We start from the raw sequence: 17,419 nt of genomic DNA on the forward strand, positions 1-17,419 counted from the left end.
GCTTCGTCACAAGCTCCTCGCAATGATTCTCATTGCGCGAGCTTCCTTAGAAGCCACAACAATCTTAAAAATTAAAACTCTTCACCGCTTTTAAACATATCAGGTGTAAATTCCACTATTTTATTTCTACCGGTATTTTTTGCTTCATAAAGAGCTGTATCTGCATATTTGATACATTTCCAAATAGTATCTCCGTCACTCGGAAATTTAGCCATACCTATGCTTATTGTTTTTTTCAATGCATCTCCCGTGCCGACATCAAATGAGAGTGCAGCAAAAGCAGAGTGAATTTTTTTAGCAACTTCCATAGCCCCTTCAGAATCTGCATTATGTAGCATAACTACAAACTCCTCTCCACCGTAACGAATTGCCAAGTCTGATTCGCGAATGCTGTTTTTTAATATTTTTGAGAGTGCGACAATTACTTTGTCTCCAACATCATGTCCGTAAGTGTCATTTACCATCTTAAAGAAGTCAACATCAAGCATCATTACCGTATATATATCTTTGTTTCTGCCTGCTTGACTCATAATTTTGTCTATAAATTCCTCTAAAAATCTTCTGTTGTATAATCCTGTCATACCGTCTCTAAGAGAAGTGTCTTTTAGTTTTTCCATAAGAATTTGACTCTCTATAACAGGTTTCGCAGCTTCAAGATAGTGCTTGATGCTTGATATATTTTTCTTCATAAGTTCAACTTCATTTATATCTTCAGATGTCATTGAAACAGTAAGCGAGACATCTTTATTTATAGAAAAAGGGATACAAACATAGTTTGAATTGAATGCCAAACAAGCTTGACACAAGTTCGGAAATTCTGTCGATATGGTGACGGTATTTGTTCTATGGGCTCTACACTCTAAAGCATTTTTATTTGTCTTTTCGTAACAAATCGTACTCTCTTCCGTTGAATATATGAGTTTTCTTTCCATAGTTACATTATTAACTTCATAAAAAGCAAAGTGTCCTACATGGTATTTTAATTTTAAAATATCGATTATTCTTGTATAGACCTCATTTTTAGAACCGTCATGCTCAATTGTTTTTTTAAATTTATATATATCCGATAATTCATTTATAATTGTTTTTGCTTCATGAAGCGGGTCGTTAGATAAAGCAGCGCCTTGCGGAATAAAAGTGGCTAGATTAAACTTTATATCTCCAAAAGTTTCTTGCATTTTGCTAAATAGAGAGTTCATCTGTTTTACTACATTTTTAGCATCTCCGCCTACTTTTGATACAAACTCATGAGTAAAATCTCCGCTGTATGCTTTTTTGATACCCTCTTGAAGATTTGAAAAAAGTTGCATATATGGAGTTACAAAGTAGTTCATTAATAATAAAACAATAAAAATAAACAGAAGATTTATTCCTAAAATTTTCAGCACTGTTACCATTCCGCTGTTTCTTGTTTCTGTAATATCAAACTGCATACTTATAACACCTAAAACTTCTCCCTTGTTTACGTTATGACAAGTTAAACAGTTTGCTACCGTGTTATCTGAAGTTGCTTTATAAGGTATTGTAACTCTAAGTTTCGTGCTGTTTGCGGTTTCGGTAATTTCTTCTACGGCTTCGCCTGTTTTTAAGACTTTTTCATCAATGGCATCTTTGGTGTTCTCTTTATCAAAACCGTCCCCATACTGTTTAATAACATTTTGACTTCTGATAAGTCTTAAGAACTCAACATTGCCGGTGCTTGATATTTGGTTTAAAAAGTACTCTCTTTTGTCCATTATACCATTAACCATATGTGCTGTTATGCCGTCTTTTACAATGTTGGCTGCCATTTCAGCTTTATCTGTAGCACTTTTTATACTGTACTCTCTAAAGTTAAGCGCAATATTCACTATGGTAGCTGCAGTAAGTCCTAAAAGCATAATTGTAACTACAAACATTAACTTTGATTTTGTTGTCATTATGAAATCACTTTGTTATAATTTAATTAAATTTAATCATAGCTAAGAAAATATAAATTTAATATGAAATAAGAATTAATTATTCAACAGTAACGCTTTTTGCTAAATTTCTAGGCATATCAACATCATTTCCTAATCTTATTGATATTTCTAAAGATAAAAGCTGCACGACTATCATCATTTCAAAAAATTCTAACATGTAGTCTCTGCACTCGGATATCTGAACAAAATCATCGGCTTTTTCAAACTCTATCTGGCTTATTGCACATATTGTAGAGTCTCTCGCGCTAAGTTCCTCTACGTTGCTTTTTGATTTTTCATAGTGAAGATGTTTTGGAAGCAGTGCAATAGTAAAAAGTTCAGGGTCAGCAAGTGCAATAGGACCGTGTTTCATCTCACCGGAAGGGTAACCTTCTGCATGAAGATATGAAATCTCTTTTAGTTTTAAAGCGCCCTCTAAAGCAAGCGGATAAAATATATCTCGACCTATAAAGAAAAAACCGTGTCCGTGAAGATATCTTTTAGATAATCTTTTAATACGTTCATGTAAATCATCATTTACTTTTACATGTGATGGAATTTCACGAAGCAGTGAAATTTGTTTTGCTATTTTATTGTCTTCTAATGAGTTTTTTAGTTTTGCTATGTATAAGGATAGCATCCAAAAAACAGTTATTTGAGTAGCAAACGCTTTTGTTGAAGCTACACCTTTTTCAATTCCTGCACGTGTAAGAATCGTTGCATCTGCTAATCTTACCATTGAGGAGTTATCAACGTTGCAAATAACTAAAGTTTTAAGTCCTGATGCTTTAGCCATCTTTAGTGCTTCAAGTGTATCTGCAGTCTCTCCGCTTTGAGAAATTACTATAAAAAGAGTATCACTGCTCATAACAGGTTCTCTATACCTAAATTCACTTGCAATTTCTAGTGATGTTTTTATTCTGGAGTAGCGTTCAAAAAGATATGAAGCACTCATTGCCGAATGATAAGATGTTCCGCATGCGCATAGTTTTATCTCACTTATCCCATCAAAAAGAGTTTTGTCAATTTCATCAAAAATTATCTCATTCTCGCTTAATCTTCCCATTAAAGTATCTGATATTACGTCGCTTTGTTCGTAAATCTCTTTTTCCATAAAAAATCTAAAACCGTTTTTCTGAGCAGAGAGTTTATTTTGTAAAAGTGTTAAAAATTTAGGCTCTTTTCTTTTTTTATCTTTGTCAAAAATTGCTATTTCGCTTGAAGTTATATATCCGTAATCGCCGTCTTCAAAGTAGTTGACATTTGTACAATGTCCGATAATAGGAGTATCCGAAGATGCAAAATATTTCTCATCTTCGGCATTTATGCCCACAAGCATAGGTGAACCCTGCTTCGCAAAAAATATAGCGTTTGGTTCTGCTTTTGTCACAAGCAAAATAGCATAAGCACCATGTAACTCTTTTACTGTTTTTGCAAAGGCTTCAAAAGGGTTGTTTGAAATTTTTAAATTTTTTTCAAACTGATGAACTATAACTTCGGTATCTGTTTGGCTTAAAAAGGTAATGCCGCTGCTTTGAAGCTCTTTTTTTAAAGTTGCGTAGTTTTCAATAATTCCGTTATGAACTACATAAGAGCTTTCCCCAAGATGCGGATGAGCGTTTAGCTCTGTGGGTTTTCCGTGCGTTGCCCATCTCGTATGTCCGATACCCACCGAAAAACCGTCTGTTTTAAAATCTTTTGTCTTTTCTTCAAGATTAACCAGTTTTCCAACCGCTTTGAAGTTTGAAAACTCTCCATTTTGTAAAACTGCTATTCCTGCCGAATCATAGCCGCGATACTCAAGCTCTTTAAGCCCGTCTAGTAAAATCTGTTTTGTGTTTTTTTTTCCTAAGTAGCCGACAATTCCGCACATTTTACTTACCTTTGTTGTGAGTACTCTTTGTTAGTAGTTCAAAAATTTTATCGACATTATTGCATATATCGTTTTGTTTTTCGATTAAGAAGCTATCTCTTACTTTATGTTTTGAACTATGAATTTTTGCCGTTACTATATTTATGCCTAACTCCTCAAAACACTCCATTATATAGGCTAGAAGACCTTTTTGGTTTTGTGTATTTACATTTACTTCTGCATGTGTGAGTGAGTGTTCACAATCAATATGAATTTCATGCCTATGAATATTTACCTCTTTTAGTTGCACATGTTTGCTCATGTCAAAAGCATTATTTATAATATTTTCTATATCAGCGGCTTCATCGCCTTCTACATGTTCAATAAACTCTATTTTAAAATATTTAACACCGTCAAAAAGGGTAAAAATCTCCATAGAAGCTACGTCGAGGTGGCTTAATCTTGCCAAAAGATAGCCGATGTTTAATTGGATTTTTCTATAAATCTCTATCGTTAGAGAACTTTTTGTATCTATTGAGTATAGATACTCTTTTGTTTGCGTTGCTTTTTTTGCAATTTCAATAGTGTCAAGAGGCGTATGCTTAAAAAAGAATAGATTTGATTCTACTCTAAGCAATTTGCTTTGTATCACTTTTGGCAACTTTATAAATTCAGGATGTCTCTGAATGCGTTTTTCAATATTTATTCTTTTTGTCGCATCGGTAATTCTTCCGAAATTTTCAGCTACTTCAAGTGCATTTACATAGAGTTCTCTAAGAAGTTTAGAATTAAAAGATGTATATACATTGTCTCCAACACCGTTAATATCTGCGTATGTAAGCACATAAAGAAGTTTTAGATTTGTTACGTCTTCAACGTTTGACATAAATTTATATAGTGTTTTTTCATTGTGGATGTTTTGTTTAAAAGCAACATTGCTCATAGTTACATGTTGTTTAACTAAAGTTACGCATCGCTCAATCTCTTCATCTTTTAGTTTCATTTTTTTTACAAACGGAACTATCAGTTTTGCACCTACTTCGCTGTGGTCTTGAACTCGCCCTTTTCCGGTATCGTGAAAGAGAGTTACTATTTTTAAAAGTAGTTTTTCATCAGGGCTAAACTCGTCATAAAGCTTTTTAATAAACGGCTCTTCAATGTTTTCAAGCGCTTCAACGCATCTGATAGAGTGAATATCTACGGGATAGTGATGGTATCCGTCAAACTGCGGTAGATGAAGAACCTTTTTAAAATTATGAAACAGATGATGTAGAATTCCGGCATCGTAAAATAGTTTTAAAAAGCAGTACATGTGCTGTTTTTTAAAAAGCTCTTTTAAAAGTGAGTATGTTTTTGTCTGAAGAGGATAAGATATCTTTGTATATGTCAGTTGATTTAAAAATCCTGCATCAAAATGGTAAAACTTATCAGGAAGTGATACTAAAATTTCCAAAAGCTTGTTTAATTGTAAAATAGGAAGATTATAGGATGCATAAATTCTTTCGTTTAATTCATATATGCCTCTGCTCAATCGATTGTGTCTGAATTTGCCGACGTTAGACATGTCAATAATGTAAGGTCTGACCATTTTTTTAACAAAAATCTGTGTAAAGTTGCTGATTCTCCACTGTGCTTCAAGAACTTTTGTAACCATTTTTTGCTCATTTGCAAATCCAAGCATTCGGCTGACTTCGGGAATGTGTTCCAGTAAAAGTCTGTCCTCTTGCTTGTTTGTTATGAGGTGAAGAGCGCTTCTTACGCGAAAGAGAAGCTCAAGTGCCGCTCTATACTCTTTGTACTCATCATCCGCATACAGAGTGCCTGTTAAGTCCTTTAGGCTTGTAACTCCGTAGATAGTTTGAGCAATCCAAAATATAAAGTTGGAGTCTCTAAGTCCGCCTACACTCTCTTTTATGTTTGGCTGCATTGATGGCGGAAATTTTTTGCGTCTTATTTGTGCTTCTTCTACCTTTGCTAAAATAAACTCTTTTTGGTTGTGAAGACGTATCTTCGTAAGCTCTTTTGTCGTTGCATGCCATGTAAAGTTAGAACCTGTTACGAATCTTGCTTCCATAAGAGATGTTCTTATGGTTATGTCCTCGTTACTTGCGGCAAAAAGGTCGTTTACCTGATGAACTCTGTGTCCTAGCTTTAATCCTGCATCAAGTGCCAAATAAAAAAACTTCTCGATTATAAGCTCACTGTTAAATCCGTCAACTTTTTCATAAACTATAAGTAAATCTATATCGCTGTGAACACATAGCTGCTCTCGTCCGTAGCTTCCAAGCGCAACTATGGCTATGGGTATAGAAGTTCTCATCGGCAGATAATTACCAAATACCCGTCTTAAAACAGTCTTATACATAAGTGATATTATCGAGTCTAGCTGCTTTGTATGACGTACTAAAAAGTCTTTGCCTTGATTTTTTTTAAATAAGGTATTTAGAGAAAGTTTATATTCGTGTATAAAAGCTTTAAAGAGTTTTGAGAGTTCGAAGTCGCTACCGTTTTTTTCTATAATATCTTCAATTTGCAGTACTAAATCCAAAGGAAATATCCTATATTTTTTCTACTATTATAGTGTAATTACTCAAATTTGCTATAATCGCTTAGATTAAAAAACAAGCACACAGGATAAAAAATGACGATAACTAAAAAAGTGACGTTTATAGCGAAAAAAGACGGAATTAAAAAAATGAAAGAGCTTTTAACAGCTATGGTTAAACCATCTAAAGCGGAAGACGGATGTATATTTTATGATATTTTTCAGTGCAAAGATAGACCTGAAAAATTTTTTGCGGTTGAGACATGGAGAGACGAAGCGGCACTTGAGGGACACAAAACAACCGCTCACTACGCTGTTTATAAGTCTTCTTACGAGCCATATTGCGAAGATAAATACAGCGATGAGCTAGAGGTTTTGGGGTAAGAGTTAAAAGCTGAGGTATATTTACAAGTGAGTATCTCTTTATTGAGATTTTCTTTTTCCTATCCATACCACTACTAAACCTATTGAGATAAAAAATATACCTTCTATAAGCACTAAAGGTGCAAAAGCTCTTGTAGAAGCATCTGAGGCTATATCTATATAGCCTACAATGGTATAAATAAGCGCTATAAAAGAGATACCCCATCCTGCTAATTTAACTATATTTTTATTGTGGTTAATGGACATTTTTAAAATCCTTTTTCGTTATTTGTGTTTACCAATATGTAATATTAGCACACATCAGTTGTGTTTTTTGCATCACCAAAATAAAACATGTGATATAATCTTCAAAAACTTGACGAGGTGTATGATGGAAAAAATATTGTTATTTACTTTGTGTCTTGCTTCAATTGTGATGGCAGATGTACAAAAAGATAGTGTAGCAAAACAGGCAAAGAAAATTGCTACAGAGTTACAATCTTATCTACCGTATCGTATTGATGATTTAACAATCATTCATTCGGCAATTAGTAATGATAATGTCGTAACGATATTAAAAAGTATAGATATGGCAACTTTTGCAACAAGAGTTCTCAAGAAACAATATGAAGATATCACCGAGAATGAAAAAAAAGAGGTATTTGAATATATAAAAAAATCTTTTACAGATAAACAAGTTGATGCTATCGGTGCTTGTAGCGATATACAATCAAGAAAAGGCATCGATGCAGGAGTAGTAATGTTTTATAAGTATTTTATTGAAAATTCATCTAAAACTATAGTCGAAATAGCTGTAGATAAAAAAACTTGTAAAGATATAGATAAGAAACCGCTTTTTTAGGGAGTATTCACTATTTCGTGTCTTGTATTTAAATGAGGTTGAGCATACTTCTTGCAATGACTCTCCTCTATCAAACGGCGGCAAAAGTCAAACTCAGTTTTATCCGCCCACTCTCTTGAGAAAAAAATCCCTACATGTAAAGATTTGCAAAAGAAAAATAGCGATAAGAAAATGCCTGCATACGGACGCACTACGCCCTAAAAGGCAAAACTAAAAATAAAAAAGTGTTTGTGTGAAAAAAATTACAGCAGGTGCAGCAGAAGGAGAGAGAGGTTTAAAGAGTGGTTACTCATCGTGGATTTTGAAATTGGTACAGATTAATTTTTTTTGTGCAACTGATTAAAGGTTTTGAGATAACGGTTGATTTCACCTGCATTTTTGAGCGGAGCTGAAAAATGTCAGGTGCAATGATTTATTATATATTTGTTTATATATTCTAATTTTTTCAACTCTAAATATAAATTTATATGTACTTATTGTTATTTTATTGCATTAAAAATATCTAATAAGTCTTGTATTGCAGAAGGCTTTCTATCTAGAGCGATATCAACATAAGCTTGCTTTACTCTCAAAGCATCCCCTTTTAAAACATCAGCACATACTTTAGTGAATATTAGCTTCCCTTGAAAATTGTTTATCCATTCATCAGAGTCCAACATTTTGACTAAGTTTTCTTCTTCTTTATTTAACCATTCTGATATTTTACTTGTATCAAGCTCATTTGAAAGAGAATTTAAATTAGTTTGTACTCCCTCTATAATTTCTTTCTTTATTTCGTTAATTGTTTTTACTTCAACTTTCTTTACTTTAGGATGCTTCAAGTGATAATTGAGGCTTAGGTAATCTTTGGCATTTTTAAAAAGATTAAAATTGATTGATTCTTTGGCAATCCTTTTTGTTTCATTTTTTATATATTCAATTGTTAAAGTGGGATTCATTCTAGTCAAATAAAGCTGTTCAGCAACCATAAAAAGAACTTCTTCATCCAAAAAATAGTTTTCTATGTGTCTTCTTTTAAGACATTTTACACGCCCACTTTTTTCTATTACATCGATTTGATTATTATCTAATCCATCTCTATCTCTAATCATAAAAATATCAATGCCAAAAATAGTATTACGTATTTGCTCTTCAATTTTATTCAAAGTCATTAAGTTTAACACTGACCCAATAGGTGTTATTTTCAATTCCTTATCAATTGTTTGAGAAATTGTATGATATGTAAGTCTGTCAATACTTGAATTTTCTCCTTCAATAAATACTAACTTTTTACCCACAGCAAAAAGACCTAAGTTTTGTCCAATTAATTGAACGACTTCATGGTGGCTATGATTTAAATCACTCAAGCGATGAGCTTGATTTGCTCCCGTTTGAACCGAATCAATAAAAAAAACATTACCTGTTGAATAGTAGGTTGATATTAAATCAGCTGAATGTGTTAAAAATATGAATTGATTAGTATGTTCCCCAATTGCTTTAAGTGCTTCAATTAATTTAAATGTTAAAGTAGGATGCAAATGTAGTTCTGGTTCATCAACAAGAATTATTGAATGTTTAATTTCTTTTCTTGCAACATCAAACAGCACTTTAATAACTTCCTGCTCACCTGAACTTAGAGACCTGAAATTTAAAGTTTGTCCTGACTCATCTTGATATTGAAACTCTTTAGGTTGAGCTGGGTCAATATCTAATAATTTTTTCCCAGGCAATAAATCTTCAAATATATTTTTATATTTTTCAAGTGGGTCAGGATTTCTTTTAATAATATCTTCTCCAGTAGAAGGATTCTTTTTTAATTCATCTGCAAGTTTCTTATCTCTTGATGCAGACTTTTGATGAATATAATTAACAAAATCTTGCCACCTATTTGAAAAAGGATTGAAATAAAAATTACTCGGTGACTCAGTATCATCCGGATCTCCTCCAAGCCAATTTACTGGATTATATTTAAGAGTTTGAATACTTCTACTTGAATCAATTTGAACTAAAGAACCTACATACCTTCCAGAACCATATTTTCTACTATTAATATAATTATTTAATAATTGATTGGGTTGTCCTTTTTTTACTTCAAGATGTAATCCATTAAAATATTTAGGGTCTTCTTCTTCTTTTCTTGATGCTTCAATAACCATATCCATTATTGGAGTACTCTGTAAACTTTGAACAATGGCTTGCTTTAATCGAGTTTTCCCAGAACCATTTGCTCCTGCGATAATTACAATTTCACCAAGATTATTAAGTTCAAGGTTTTTTATTGGTTTAAAGTCTGTTATTTTTAGTGATTTAATTTTCATATAATTTTATCCTTTTTTAGATTATGTATAACGTTTGAATATAGCCAATAAATTACTGCTAGGTAATTTATTAGTGTTGGGTTTATGACTTTATACTTTTCTGCTTAGCCCTAATAATAACATAGAATCACCATCAATATATTTTGTTTCAGTTATGAATTTTGGATTATCATACATGTCTATTAAACTTTTTGAACTGAAACTATTCCAATCAGGTATATTTGGATTGTAATCAGGATTTTCTCTCTTAATAGTATAAGAGCTATCAGAAAATTTTGCTTTAATGTTGCTAATTCGTTCAGTTGAAAACAACAATCGAGCTATTATCTCTATTTCCTCATCATCCTTCATATCAAAGTATATGCTAGACACATCTTCATTAATAATCAAATATTCTATTTTACAATCAATAGATGGTTCTATTAATTTAAAAGATACACCCATTGCTTCACCAAATTTATAACCAAGAAATTTACAAGCTTGCTTCGACAATGGAAAAGCATTATTTAATAGTTTTACTTTAAGGTGGACTTCTCTGTTATTATATTTTTGTGGCAAAAGGTGAAATTTTTCTAACAAGTGCATTGATGTTTTCATTGGGTCATCATTTTGGGCGGATTGTGTTTCGGTTAAAATAGAACTTAGTCTATTTTTTATTTTTCCAACAATATCTTGCGGGTCACGAAAAGAATCTACTGTATGTTTTTCTTTTAATAATTCTTTAAAATTATTTAACTGTTCATGCTTGTATCCATAGTCAATATGAATTGGATTAACTAAAGCATTTTTTTCATCAATTAAGTAAATTAATATTTCTTTATCAAGTTCTACTGCTTTTTCATATTCAAGTTGAGTATATGATTTAGTTGAATTAGGTTCTATACTTCCAAGGCGTTGAGCAATTATACCGACATAAATATCTGATCTTTTTACTTCATTAATACATGTTTCAAGTGGTGTTTCTTTTCGTGCTCCAAACTGTTCCATCCCAAGTACATTAACATCGTATTGTGATAACAATTGCCAAATCTCTTTACGATATTCTTCTAAATCTATAAAAGTTGATGAAATAAAAACATTTTTCTTCATTTTATATTTTTCCTTTTTTACATCCAACTATTTATTAGTAGTACATTATATACATGTAAGCTACAAAACTACTTAATATCCTATCATTAAAAGTGTAATACTATTAAAGTGTGTTATATATGCTAAACAAGGGGATTTAAAGATTTTTGTATAGATATCAAGCAAAAATCGTAATAGTTTAGCAAAATGACAAATATATCAGGAGTGTACTATGACTAAAAAATTACTTGATATTTGCTAAATAAACAAATGCTCCTAGCAATGACGGTCACTGCGAACACAGAGGGAGCAATCTAAAAAAAGTTATGAAAAAGCCTATTGTAAAATATAGACTCTTTACAAAAAAACCAAATCATTATACTATTACCGCAAAAAAACACAATAGAAAAACATTATTTAGGAAAAGAAAATATGCAATATTTAATGGCGATAGATGCAGGAACGGGAAGTATAAGAGCCGTAATTTTTGATACTTTGGGCAATCAGATAAGTGTTGCTCAGCAGGAGTGGACGCACCTTGAAGAAGATGGCGTGCCAAACTCCATGAACTTTGATTTTGATGCAAACTGGCTCCTTACATGTAAGTGCATAAGAGAATCTTTAGAGGCGGCAAACCTGCGCGGCGAGGATATTTTAGCTCTTAGTGCGACGAGTATGCGTGAGGGGATTGTGCTTTATGACAAAGAGGGCAGGGAGCTTTGGGCGGTTGCAAATGTCGATGCTAGAGCTTCTGATGAAGTAAGATATCTAAAAGAAAATTTTGTCGGAATCGAAGAAGAGTTTTACAGCGAGTCCGGGCAGACTTTTGCACTTGGAGCGATTCCGCGTATCATGTGGTTAAAAAACAACAGACCTGACATGTATGAGAGAGTTGCGAAAATCTCTATGATAGGAGATTGGATACTATACAAGCTTTGCAAAGTTATCGCAACGGATCCGAGTAACGGTGGAACTACGGGGATATTTTCGCTGAAAAACCGTAACTGGGTAAGTGACATGTCAAAGAGAGTAGGGCTTAAAGACGATATATTTGGCGAAGTTTTAGAGGTTGGAACACTTATGGGAAGTGTATCGAAAGAGGCTTCATTACAAACGACTTTATCTACATGTACAAAAGTTGTGATGGGCGGCGGCGATGTTCAGCTCGGATGTGCAGGTTTGGGTGTTGTTGATGTCGGTCAGGTTGCAATATTAGGCGGCTCGTTTTGGCAACAGGTCGTAAATATAGACAAAAACACGCTTCCGCCATCAGATATGAACATAAGAGTAAATCCACATGTAATCTCTTCTCAGTCTCAAGCCGAAGGCATCACGTTTTTCAGCGGTCTTGTTATGCGCTGGTTTAGAGACGCTTTTTGCGACATGGAAAAGTTGGAAGCAAAAGAGAGAGGAGTTGATGTTTATGCTGTTTTGGAAGAAAAAGCCTCAAAAGTGCCGGTCGGTTCTTATGGGATTTTACCCATTTTTTCAGACTCCATGAAGTACTCAAAATGGTACCACGCGGCTCCTAGTTTTTTAAACCTAAGCATAAATCCTTCTACATGTAACAGAGCGTCAATGTTTAGAAGTCTGCAGGAAAATGCGGCAATAGTCTCATCCATAAATCTTGACAAGATTAAAGAGTTTGCAGATATAAAAATTGACGAAATTGTTTTTGCAGGCGGGGCAAGCAAGGGTGCGCTTTGGTCTCAAATATTAGCTGATGTTACGGGGTGCAGTGTAAAAATCCCTCGTGTCACGGAAGCAACTGCACTAGGCGGAGCAATGGCGGCTGCCGTGGGTGTCGGAATCTATAAAGACATAGCAGACGCAGCAAAAAAAATAGTAGTTTGGGATAAAGTTTATAAGCCAAATTTAGAGAATAAAAAAGTTTATGATGAGATAAAAATTAAGTTTGAAAAAGCATACGAAGTGCAATTAAAGTTAGTAGATGATAATATTACGACTTCAATGTGGAAGGCACCCGGCCTATAGGTCAAAATTAAGGGGTGTTTTTCAAACTAGTTTGCGAGGCGATAGTCTTGCGGGCTGATAATAACTCAAGGAAATATATGTATCTTTTTACAAGTGAAGTAGTAAGTCCGGGACATCCAGATAAATGTGCGGATATCATCGCAGACAGTATAGTCGATAAACTAATTATCGGAGACCCAAAATCAAGAGTCGCTTCAGAGGTTTTTGTAGCGGGAAAACATATAGTTATAGGTGGCGAAGTTACCTCAAAAACTAGAGTTACAACGGAAGATTATAAAAAAATCGTTCATGACGCTCTTGTAAACATAGGCTATGACGGAAATCCTTACTTTACGAGAGAAGAGTGTCTGCACCCTGAAGACGTAGAACTTCAAGTGCTTTTAAATGCACAGTCTCCGGATATTAATCAAGGGGTTGACCAAGAAGACGGCGAGACGGGAGCGGGTGATCAGGGGATTATGTTTGGATATGCAGACATAGAAACTGGGAACTATATGCCAAGTGCCATAACTTATGCCAGAGTATTGATGGAAAAAGTTTACAACTTTGCAAAAGCAAATCCTTCAAAATTGGGTGTTGACATTAAAACTCAAGTAACTATGGATTACGGTAAAAAAGAGAACTTTGAAAACTGCAAACCGCAGAAAATCCACACTATCGTAGTATCTGCTCCATGTGTAAATACTATGGATATCAACACGGTTAGAAAATTAATCGGCGAGTTAATAGATGATGCAGGACTTCCTAGTGAGCTTTACGACAAAAATGACTGCATTATCCATATTAACCCGACAGGTAAGTATGTATCACACTCATCACTGCACGATTCTGGGCTGACGGGTAGAAAACTTATAGTTGACAGCTTTGGCGGTTATGCACCAATCGGGGGCGGAGCGCAAAGTTCTAAAGATTATACAAAGGTTGACAGAAGCGGACTTTATGCGGCTAGATGGATTGCAAAACATATAGTAGCATCAGGACTTTCTAAAAAAGCGCTTGTTCAGATATCTTATGCGATAGGCGTAGCTCGTCCTACCTCTGTTGCGGTTGATACTTACGGTACTGTAATTAGCGGCTTAGATGATGATAAACTTTCAGAATTTGTACTAAATAATTTCTCTTTGACACCAAACTGGATAACACGCAAGTTTCACTTAGACAAGCCTTCAAAAGAGACGTTTTTATACGCAGACGTTGCGGCTCGCGGACAAGTGGGACAGAGTGATTATCCTTGGGAAAAGTTAGACGAGTTAGATAAATTTGAGGCGTTAAAATAGAGATGAATTTAAAAAAAAGAATTTTAGACGGCAAAAGAGTAAGTTCTGATGAAGCGCTTGCTCTTTATGATATGGATTTTTTTGAACTTGGTGATTTGGCTGATAGTATCAGACAGAAAAAACATGGCAAAAAAACATACTACAATATAAACCGCCATATAAATCCGACAAACGTTTGTGCGGATGTCTGTAAGTTTTGTGCTTACAGTGCTACTAGAAAAAATCCAAACCAATATACAATGACGCACGAAGAGATAATGAATATCGTAAAAGATATAGATTCTCGCGGTGCAAAAGAGGTTCATATCGTCTCAGCTCATAATCCAAATACGGGTTTGGAGTGGTACTTGGAGATTTTCAAAAAAATCAAAACTGCTTATCCTCATCTACATGTAAAAGCTTTGACTGCCGCAGAGGTTGATTTTTTATCTCGTGAGTACGGCAAAAGTTATGATGAAATTCTTGATTTGATGGTTCAAAACGGTGTTGACTCAATGCCAGGAGGCGGAGCTGAAATCTTTGATGAGAAGGTAAGAGACTATATCTGTAAAGGTAAAGTAACATCGTCACAATGGTTGGAAATACATGAGAAATGGCACTCTAGGGGCAAAAAAAGCAACGTTACCATGCTTTTTGGACATGTAGAAAATAGAGCAAACCGAATAGACCACATGATGAGAATTAGAGAACTTCAAGACAAGACGGGCGGTTTTAACTGCTTTATTCCGCTTGTTTATCAAACGCAGAACAACTACTTAAATATAAAAGAGCCTATAACGGCAAATGAGATTTTAAAAACCATGGCAATCAGTCGCATTGTTTTGGATAATGTACCCAATCTTAAAGCTTACTGGGTAACTTCTACCGTAAATCTTGCTCTTGTTGCTCAAGAATTCGGTGCAAATGATTTAGACGGAACAATAGAAAAAGAGTCTATAAATTCTGCGGCAGGAGCTAAAAGTGCAAACGGCGTAAAACTTGAAGATTTTAGAGCACTTATAAAAAACAGCGGATTCATACCCGTAGAGAGAGACAGTTTATATAACGAAATATAGTTAAAGGGCAAAATTGGGTATATTTGCAAAAGAGACAAAACTAACATTTATCTACATTGTTTTAGCATTTTTATTCTCTGTCGCAATAAGGATGATTTGGCTTTATCAGTTTGCAGGCTATGAGCCTTTTATATTTAACTCTCAGTTTATGATAAATACAAATGACGGTTACTACTGGGCAGAGGGTGCTAGAGATATTTTAGCTGGATTCTCCCAATCAAACGATCTCTCTGCAGTAGGTGCTGCCGCTTCAGAGTTGAGTGCCTTTTTTGTTAAAGTTTTGCCGTTTTCTTTTGAGAGCATAATCTTATATATGCCTGTATTTCTAGGTTCGCTTATCGTTATACCTATAATACTGATAGGCAAAAGCTTAGAGAATTTAGAACTTGGCTTTATCGCCGCACTTCTTTCAAGCATAGCATGGAGCTACTACAACAGAACAATGGTCGGATATTTTGACACCGACATGTTAAATATAGTATTGCCGATGTTTTTGCTTTGGTCGATTATTTGGGCTATAAAGACAAATGAAGATAAGTATCTCATCATTACCGCGATTGATATTTTAATCTATAGATGGTGGTACCCGCAGAGCTACTCGCTTGAGCTTATGCTTTTTGGATTTATACTTTTTTATACGCTTTTTTTTGATAGAAAAAATCTTTACAACTATAAATTTTTGGCAATTATGATGTTAGCTATGTTAAATATTGACGGATATGTAAGATTTTTTTCCGTTTTTGCTGTTTTTTACATGTACAAACAGAAGAGATTTGATAGATATGTTTATTATATTTTGGCTATATCAGTAGTTCTGTTTTTTGTTTCAGGCGGATTTGCTCCTATTTGGATGCAGTTAAAAGGATACGTATTTAAAGATGCCGTAAGTACAAGCACAGATGGTATGGGACTCCATTTTTATTCTGTTATGCAGACGGTAAGAGAAGCGGGACATATTCCCTTTGAGATGTTTGCAAACAGAATTAGCGGACATGTAGTTACATTTGTTTTATCGGTAATCGGGTTTATATATTTATCGTATAGACATAAAATAATGCTTTTTGCCCTGCCGATGCTCGGACTCGGATTTTTAGCTTCGGTTGGAGGTCTTAGATTTACCATTTATGCGGTTCCGGTCTTATCGTTTGGAATTGCATTTTTAATCACTGAAGCGGCAAGATATATGCCAAATTATAGGCTGAAATTTTTATTTATAGTGGTTCTTACATTAGCAATCTTGTACCCAAATTATAAACATGTTCTGGATTATAAAGTTCCTACCGTATTTAATGCAGATGAGGTAAAAGTGCTAGATGAGCTAAAAGGCGTAGCGCAAAGGGAAGATTATGTTATTTCTTGGTGGGATTACGGATATCCGATTAGATATTACAGTGATGTTAAAACGCTGATAGACGGCGGAAAACATGATGGAAGCGTTAATTTTCCGGTAAGTTTTATGCTTACAAATCCTCAGGATGTTTCTGCAAAAATGGCAAGGCTTGATGTAGAATATACGGAAAATGGATTTATAAAAATTGATACAAATTTATCAAATATTGAAAAAATGACCAAAGAGTACGGTTTTAAGGATACAAACGATTTTTTACTCTCTTTGCAAACAGATTTAAAACTTCCGAAAAAAACAAGAGATATCTATTTTTATCTTCCTTATAGAATGTTAGATATTTATCCAGTCGTGGGTACTTTTTCAAATATAGATTTAATGAATGGAGATATGAAAAATCAACCTCTGTTTTATGCTACAAAAATGTTTAAGCAGAATGAAAATATTTTAAATCTTGGGCAGGGGATTTTGTTTGATTTACAAAGCCAAATTTTGACTATAGGAAATCAAAAAACATCTATTAAAAGATTTATACAGACTTCATACGATAAAAATATGAAGCTTCATAAAGAGCTAAAAATATCAAATCCAGATGCAGATGTAACCATCATTTACATGTCAAACTACAATACTTTTTTAGTTCTTGATGAGAAAGCTTATAGCTCTTTATATATACAGCTTATGGCTTTGGAAGAGTATGACAAATCACTCTTTGAAGAAGTTATATTAACTCCACATGTAAAAGTTTATAAATTAAAAATTTAATATTTTTTATGGCGTGATTGGATAGAATTATAAATTACAATTCATTAAGGTTAAA

Annotated in this window: 12 protein-coding genes; 6 read left to right on the forward strand and 6 right to left on the reverse strand. The window is 33.9% G+C overall.

Annotated elements, in window-relative coordinates; all coding sequences use genetic code 11:
* Positions 1 to 71: 71 nt before the first annotated feature.
* The 3 genes from A2530_RS03350 to A2530_RS03360 all read right to left on the reverse strand — a co-directional run bounded on the left by A2530_RS03350 (position 72) and on the right by A2530_RS03360 (position 6,340).
* Entirely contained in the window at positions 72 to 1,919 is a 1,848-nt protein-coding gene (locus A2530_RS03350; protein ID WP_294885700.1) for a GGDEF domain-containing protein, read from the reverse strand.
* Positions 1,920 to 1,998: 79 nt separating this feature from the next.
* Positions 1,999 to 3,813 (reverse strand): glutamine--fructose-6-phosphate transaminase (isomerizing), encoded by a 1,815-nt coding sequence (gene glmS, locus A2530_RS03355; protein ID WP_294885702.1) that lies wholly within the window; start codon positions 3,811 to 3,813, stop codon positions 1,999 to 2,001.
* 1 nt (position 3,814) lies between these two features.
* On the reverse strand, positions 3,815 to 6,340 hold the full coding sequence (locus tag A2530_RS03360; protein WP_294885704.1) for an HD domain-containing protein: 2,526 nt from the start codon (positions 6,338 to 6,340) through the stop codon (positions 3,815 to 3,817).
* Positions 6,341 to 6,433: 93 nt separating this feature from the next.
* Between A2530_RS03360 and A2530_RS03365 the strand changes: the two genes are divergently transcribed.
* The gene (locus tag A2530_RS03365) at positions 6,434 to 6,721 is read left to right on the forward strand and encodes a putative quinol monooxygenase (protein WP_294885705.1); all 288 of its coding nucleotides are present in this window, start codon (positions 6,434 to 6,436) and stop codon (positions 6,719 to 6,721) included.
* Positions 6,722 to 6,760: 39 nt separating this feature from the next.
* On the opposite strand, the gene A2530_RS03370 is transcribed toward A2530_RS03365, so the two are convergent.
* Entirely contained in the window at positions 6,761 to 6,967 is a 207-nt protein-coding gene (locus A2530_RS03370) for a hypothetical protein (RefSeq protein ID WP_294885707.1), read from the reverse strand.
* Positions 6,968 to 7,091: 124 nt separating this feature from the next.
* Between A2530_RS03370 and A2530_RS03375 the strand changes: the two genes are divergently transcribed.
* Positions 7,092 to 7,562: a hypothetical protein gene (locus A2530_RS03375; protein WP_294885708.1), complete on the forward strand. Its 471-nt coding sequence runs from the start codon at positions 7,092 to 7,094 to the stop codon at positions 7,560 to 7,562.
* A gap of 479 nt (positions 7,563 to 8,041) precedes the next feature.
* On the opposite strand, the gene A2530_RS03380 is transcribed toward A2530_RS03375, so the two are convergent.
* The gene (locus A2530_RS03380; RefSeq protein ID WP_294885709.1) at positions 8,042 to 9,859 is read right to left on the reverse strand and encodes an AAA family ATPase; all 1,818 of its coding nucleotides are present in this window, start codon (positions 9,857 to 9,859) and stop codon (positions 8,042 to 8,044) included.
* A 90-nt stretch (positions 9,860 to 9,949) separates the two neighbouring features.
* Complete coding sequence (locus A2530_RS03385; RefSeq protein WP_294885711.1) at positions 9,950 to 10,948, reverse strand: DUF4062 domain-containing protein; 999 nt, start codon at positions 10,946 to 10,948, stop codon at positions 9,950 to 9,952.
* A 411-nt stretch (positions 10,949 to 11,359) separates the two neighbouring features.
* Between A2530_RS03385 and lsrK the strand changes: the two genes are divergently transcribed.
* The 4 genes from lsrK to A2530_RS03405 all read left to right on the forward strand — a co-directional run bounded on the left by lsrK (position 11,360) and on the right by A2530_RS03405 (position 17,364).
* Positions 11,360 to 12,922: an autoinducer-2 kinase gene (lsrK, locus tag A2530_RS03390; protein WP_294885713.1), complete on the forward strand. Its 1,563-nt coding sequence runs from the start codon at positions 11,360 to 11,362 to the stop codon at positions 12,920 to 12,922.
* A 77-nt stretch (positions 12,923 to 12,999) separates the two neighbouring features.
* Positions 13,000 to 14,199 carry a methionine adenosyltransferase gene (metK, locus tag A2530_RS03395; RefSeq protein ID WP_294885715.1) on the forward strand — a complete coding sequence of 400 codons (1,200 nt, stop codon included), beginning with the start codon at positions 13,000 to 13,002 and terminating at the stop codon, positions 14,197 to 14,199.
* A gap of 2 nt (positions 14,200 to 14,201) precedes the next feature.
* Positions 14,202 to 15,254 (forward strand): aminofutalosine synthase MqnE, encoded by a 1,053-nt coding sequence (mqnE, locus tag A2530_RS03400; RefSeq protein WP_294885717.1) that lies wholly within the window; start codon positions 14,202 to 14,204, stop codon positions 15,252 to 15,254.
* Positions 15,255 to 15,267: 13 nt separating this feature from the next.
* A complete protein-coding gene (locus A2530_RS03405; RefSeq protein ID WP_294885719.1) occupies positions 15,268 to 17,364 on the forward strand; it encodes an STT3 domain-containing protein in 2,097 nt (698 codons plus the stop codon).
* Positions 17,365 to 17,419 lie beyond the last annotated feature (55 nt).

It is taken from the genome of Sulfurimonas sp. RIFOXYD2_FULL_34_21, assembly GCF_001830805.1.
In the GTDB taxonomy this organism is placed as follows: domain Bacteria; phylum Campylobacterota; class Campylobacteria; order Campylobacterales; family Sulfurimonadaceae; genus Sulfurimonas.

What these genes read in the sequence shown, in the direction of transcription:
- A2530_RS03350 (WP_294885700.1), bottom strand. Translation starts at nt 1,919, where the DNA reads ATGACAACAAAATCAAAGTTAATGTTTGTAGTTACAATTATGCTTTTA.
- glmS (WP_294885702.1), bottom strand. Translation starts at nt 3,813, where the DNA reads ATGTGCGGAATTGTCGGCTACTTAGGAAAAAAAAACACAAAACAGATT.
- A2530_RS03365 (WP_294885705.1), top strand. Translation starts at nt 6,434, where the DNA reads ATGACGATAACTAAAAAAGTGACGTTTATAGCGAAAAAAGACGGAATT.
- A2530_RS03370 (WP_294885707.1), bottom strand. Translation starts at nt 6,967, where the DNA reads ATGTCCATTAACCACAATAAAAATATAGTTAAATTAGCAGGATGGGGT.
- A2530_RS03375 (WP_294885708.1), top strand. Translation starts at nt 7,092, where the DNA reads ATGGAAAAAATATTGTTATTTACTTTGTGTCTTGCTTCAATTGTGATG.
- A2530_RS03380 (WP_294885709.1), bottom strand. Translation starts at nt 9,859, where the DNA reads ATGAAAATTAAATCACTAAAAATAACAGACTTTAAACCAATAAAAAAC.
- A2530_RS03385 (WP_294885711.1), bottom strand. Translation starts at nt 10,948, where the DNA reads ATGAAGAAAAATGTTTTTATTTCATCAACTTTTATAGATTTAGAAGAA.
- lsrK (WP_294885713.1), top strand. Translation starts at nt 11,360, where the DNA reads ATGCAATATTTAATGGCGATAGATGCAGGAACGGGAAGTATAAGAGCC.
- metK (WP_294885715.1), top strand. Translation starts at nt 13,000, where the DNA reads ATGTATCTTTTTACAAGTGAAGTAGTAAGTCCGGGACATCCAGATAAA.
- mqnE (WP_294885717.1), top strand. Translation starts at nt 14,202, where the DNA reads ATGAATTTAAAAAAAAGAATTTTAGACGGCAAAAGAGTAAGTTCTGAT.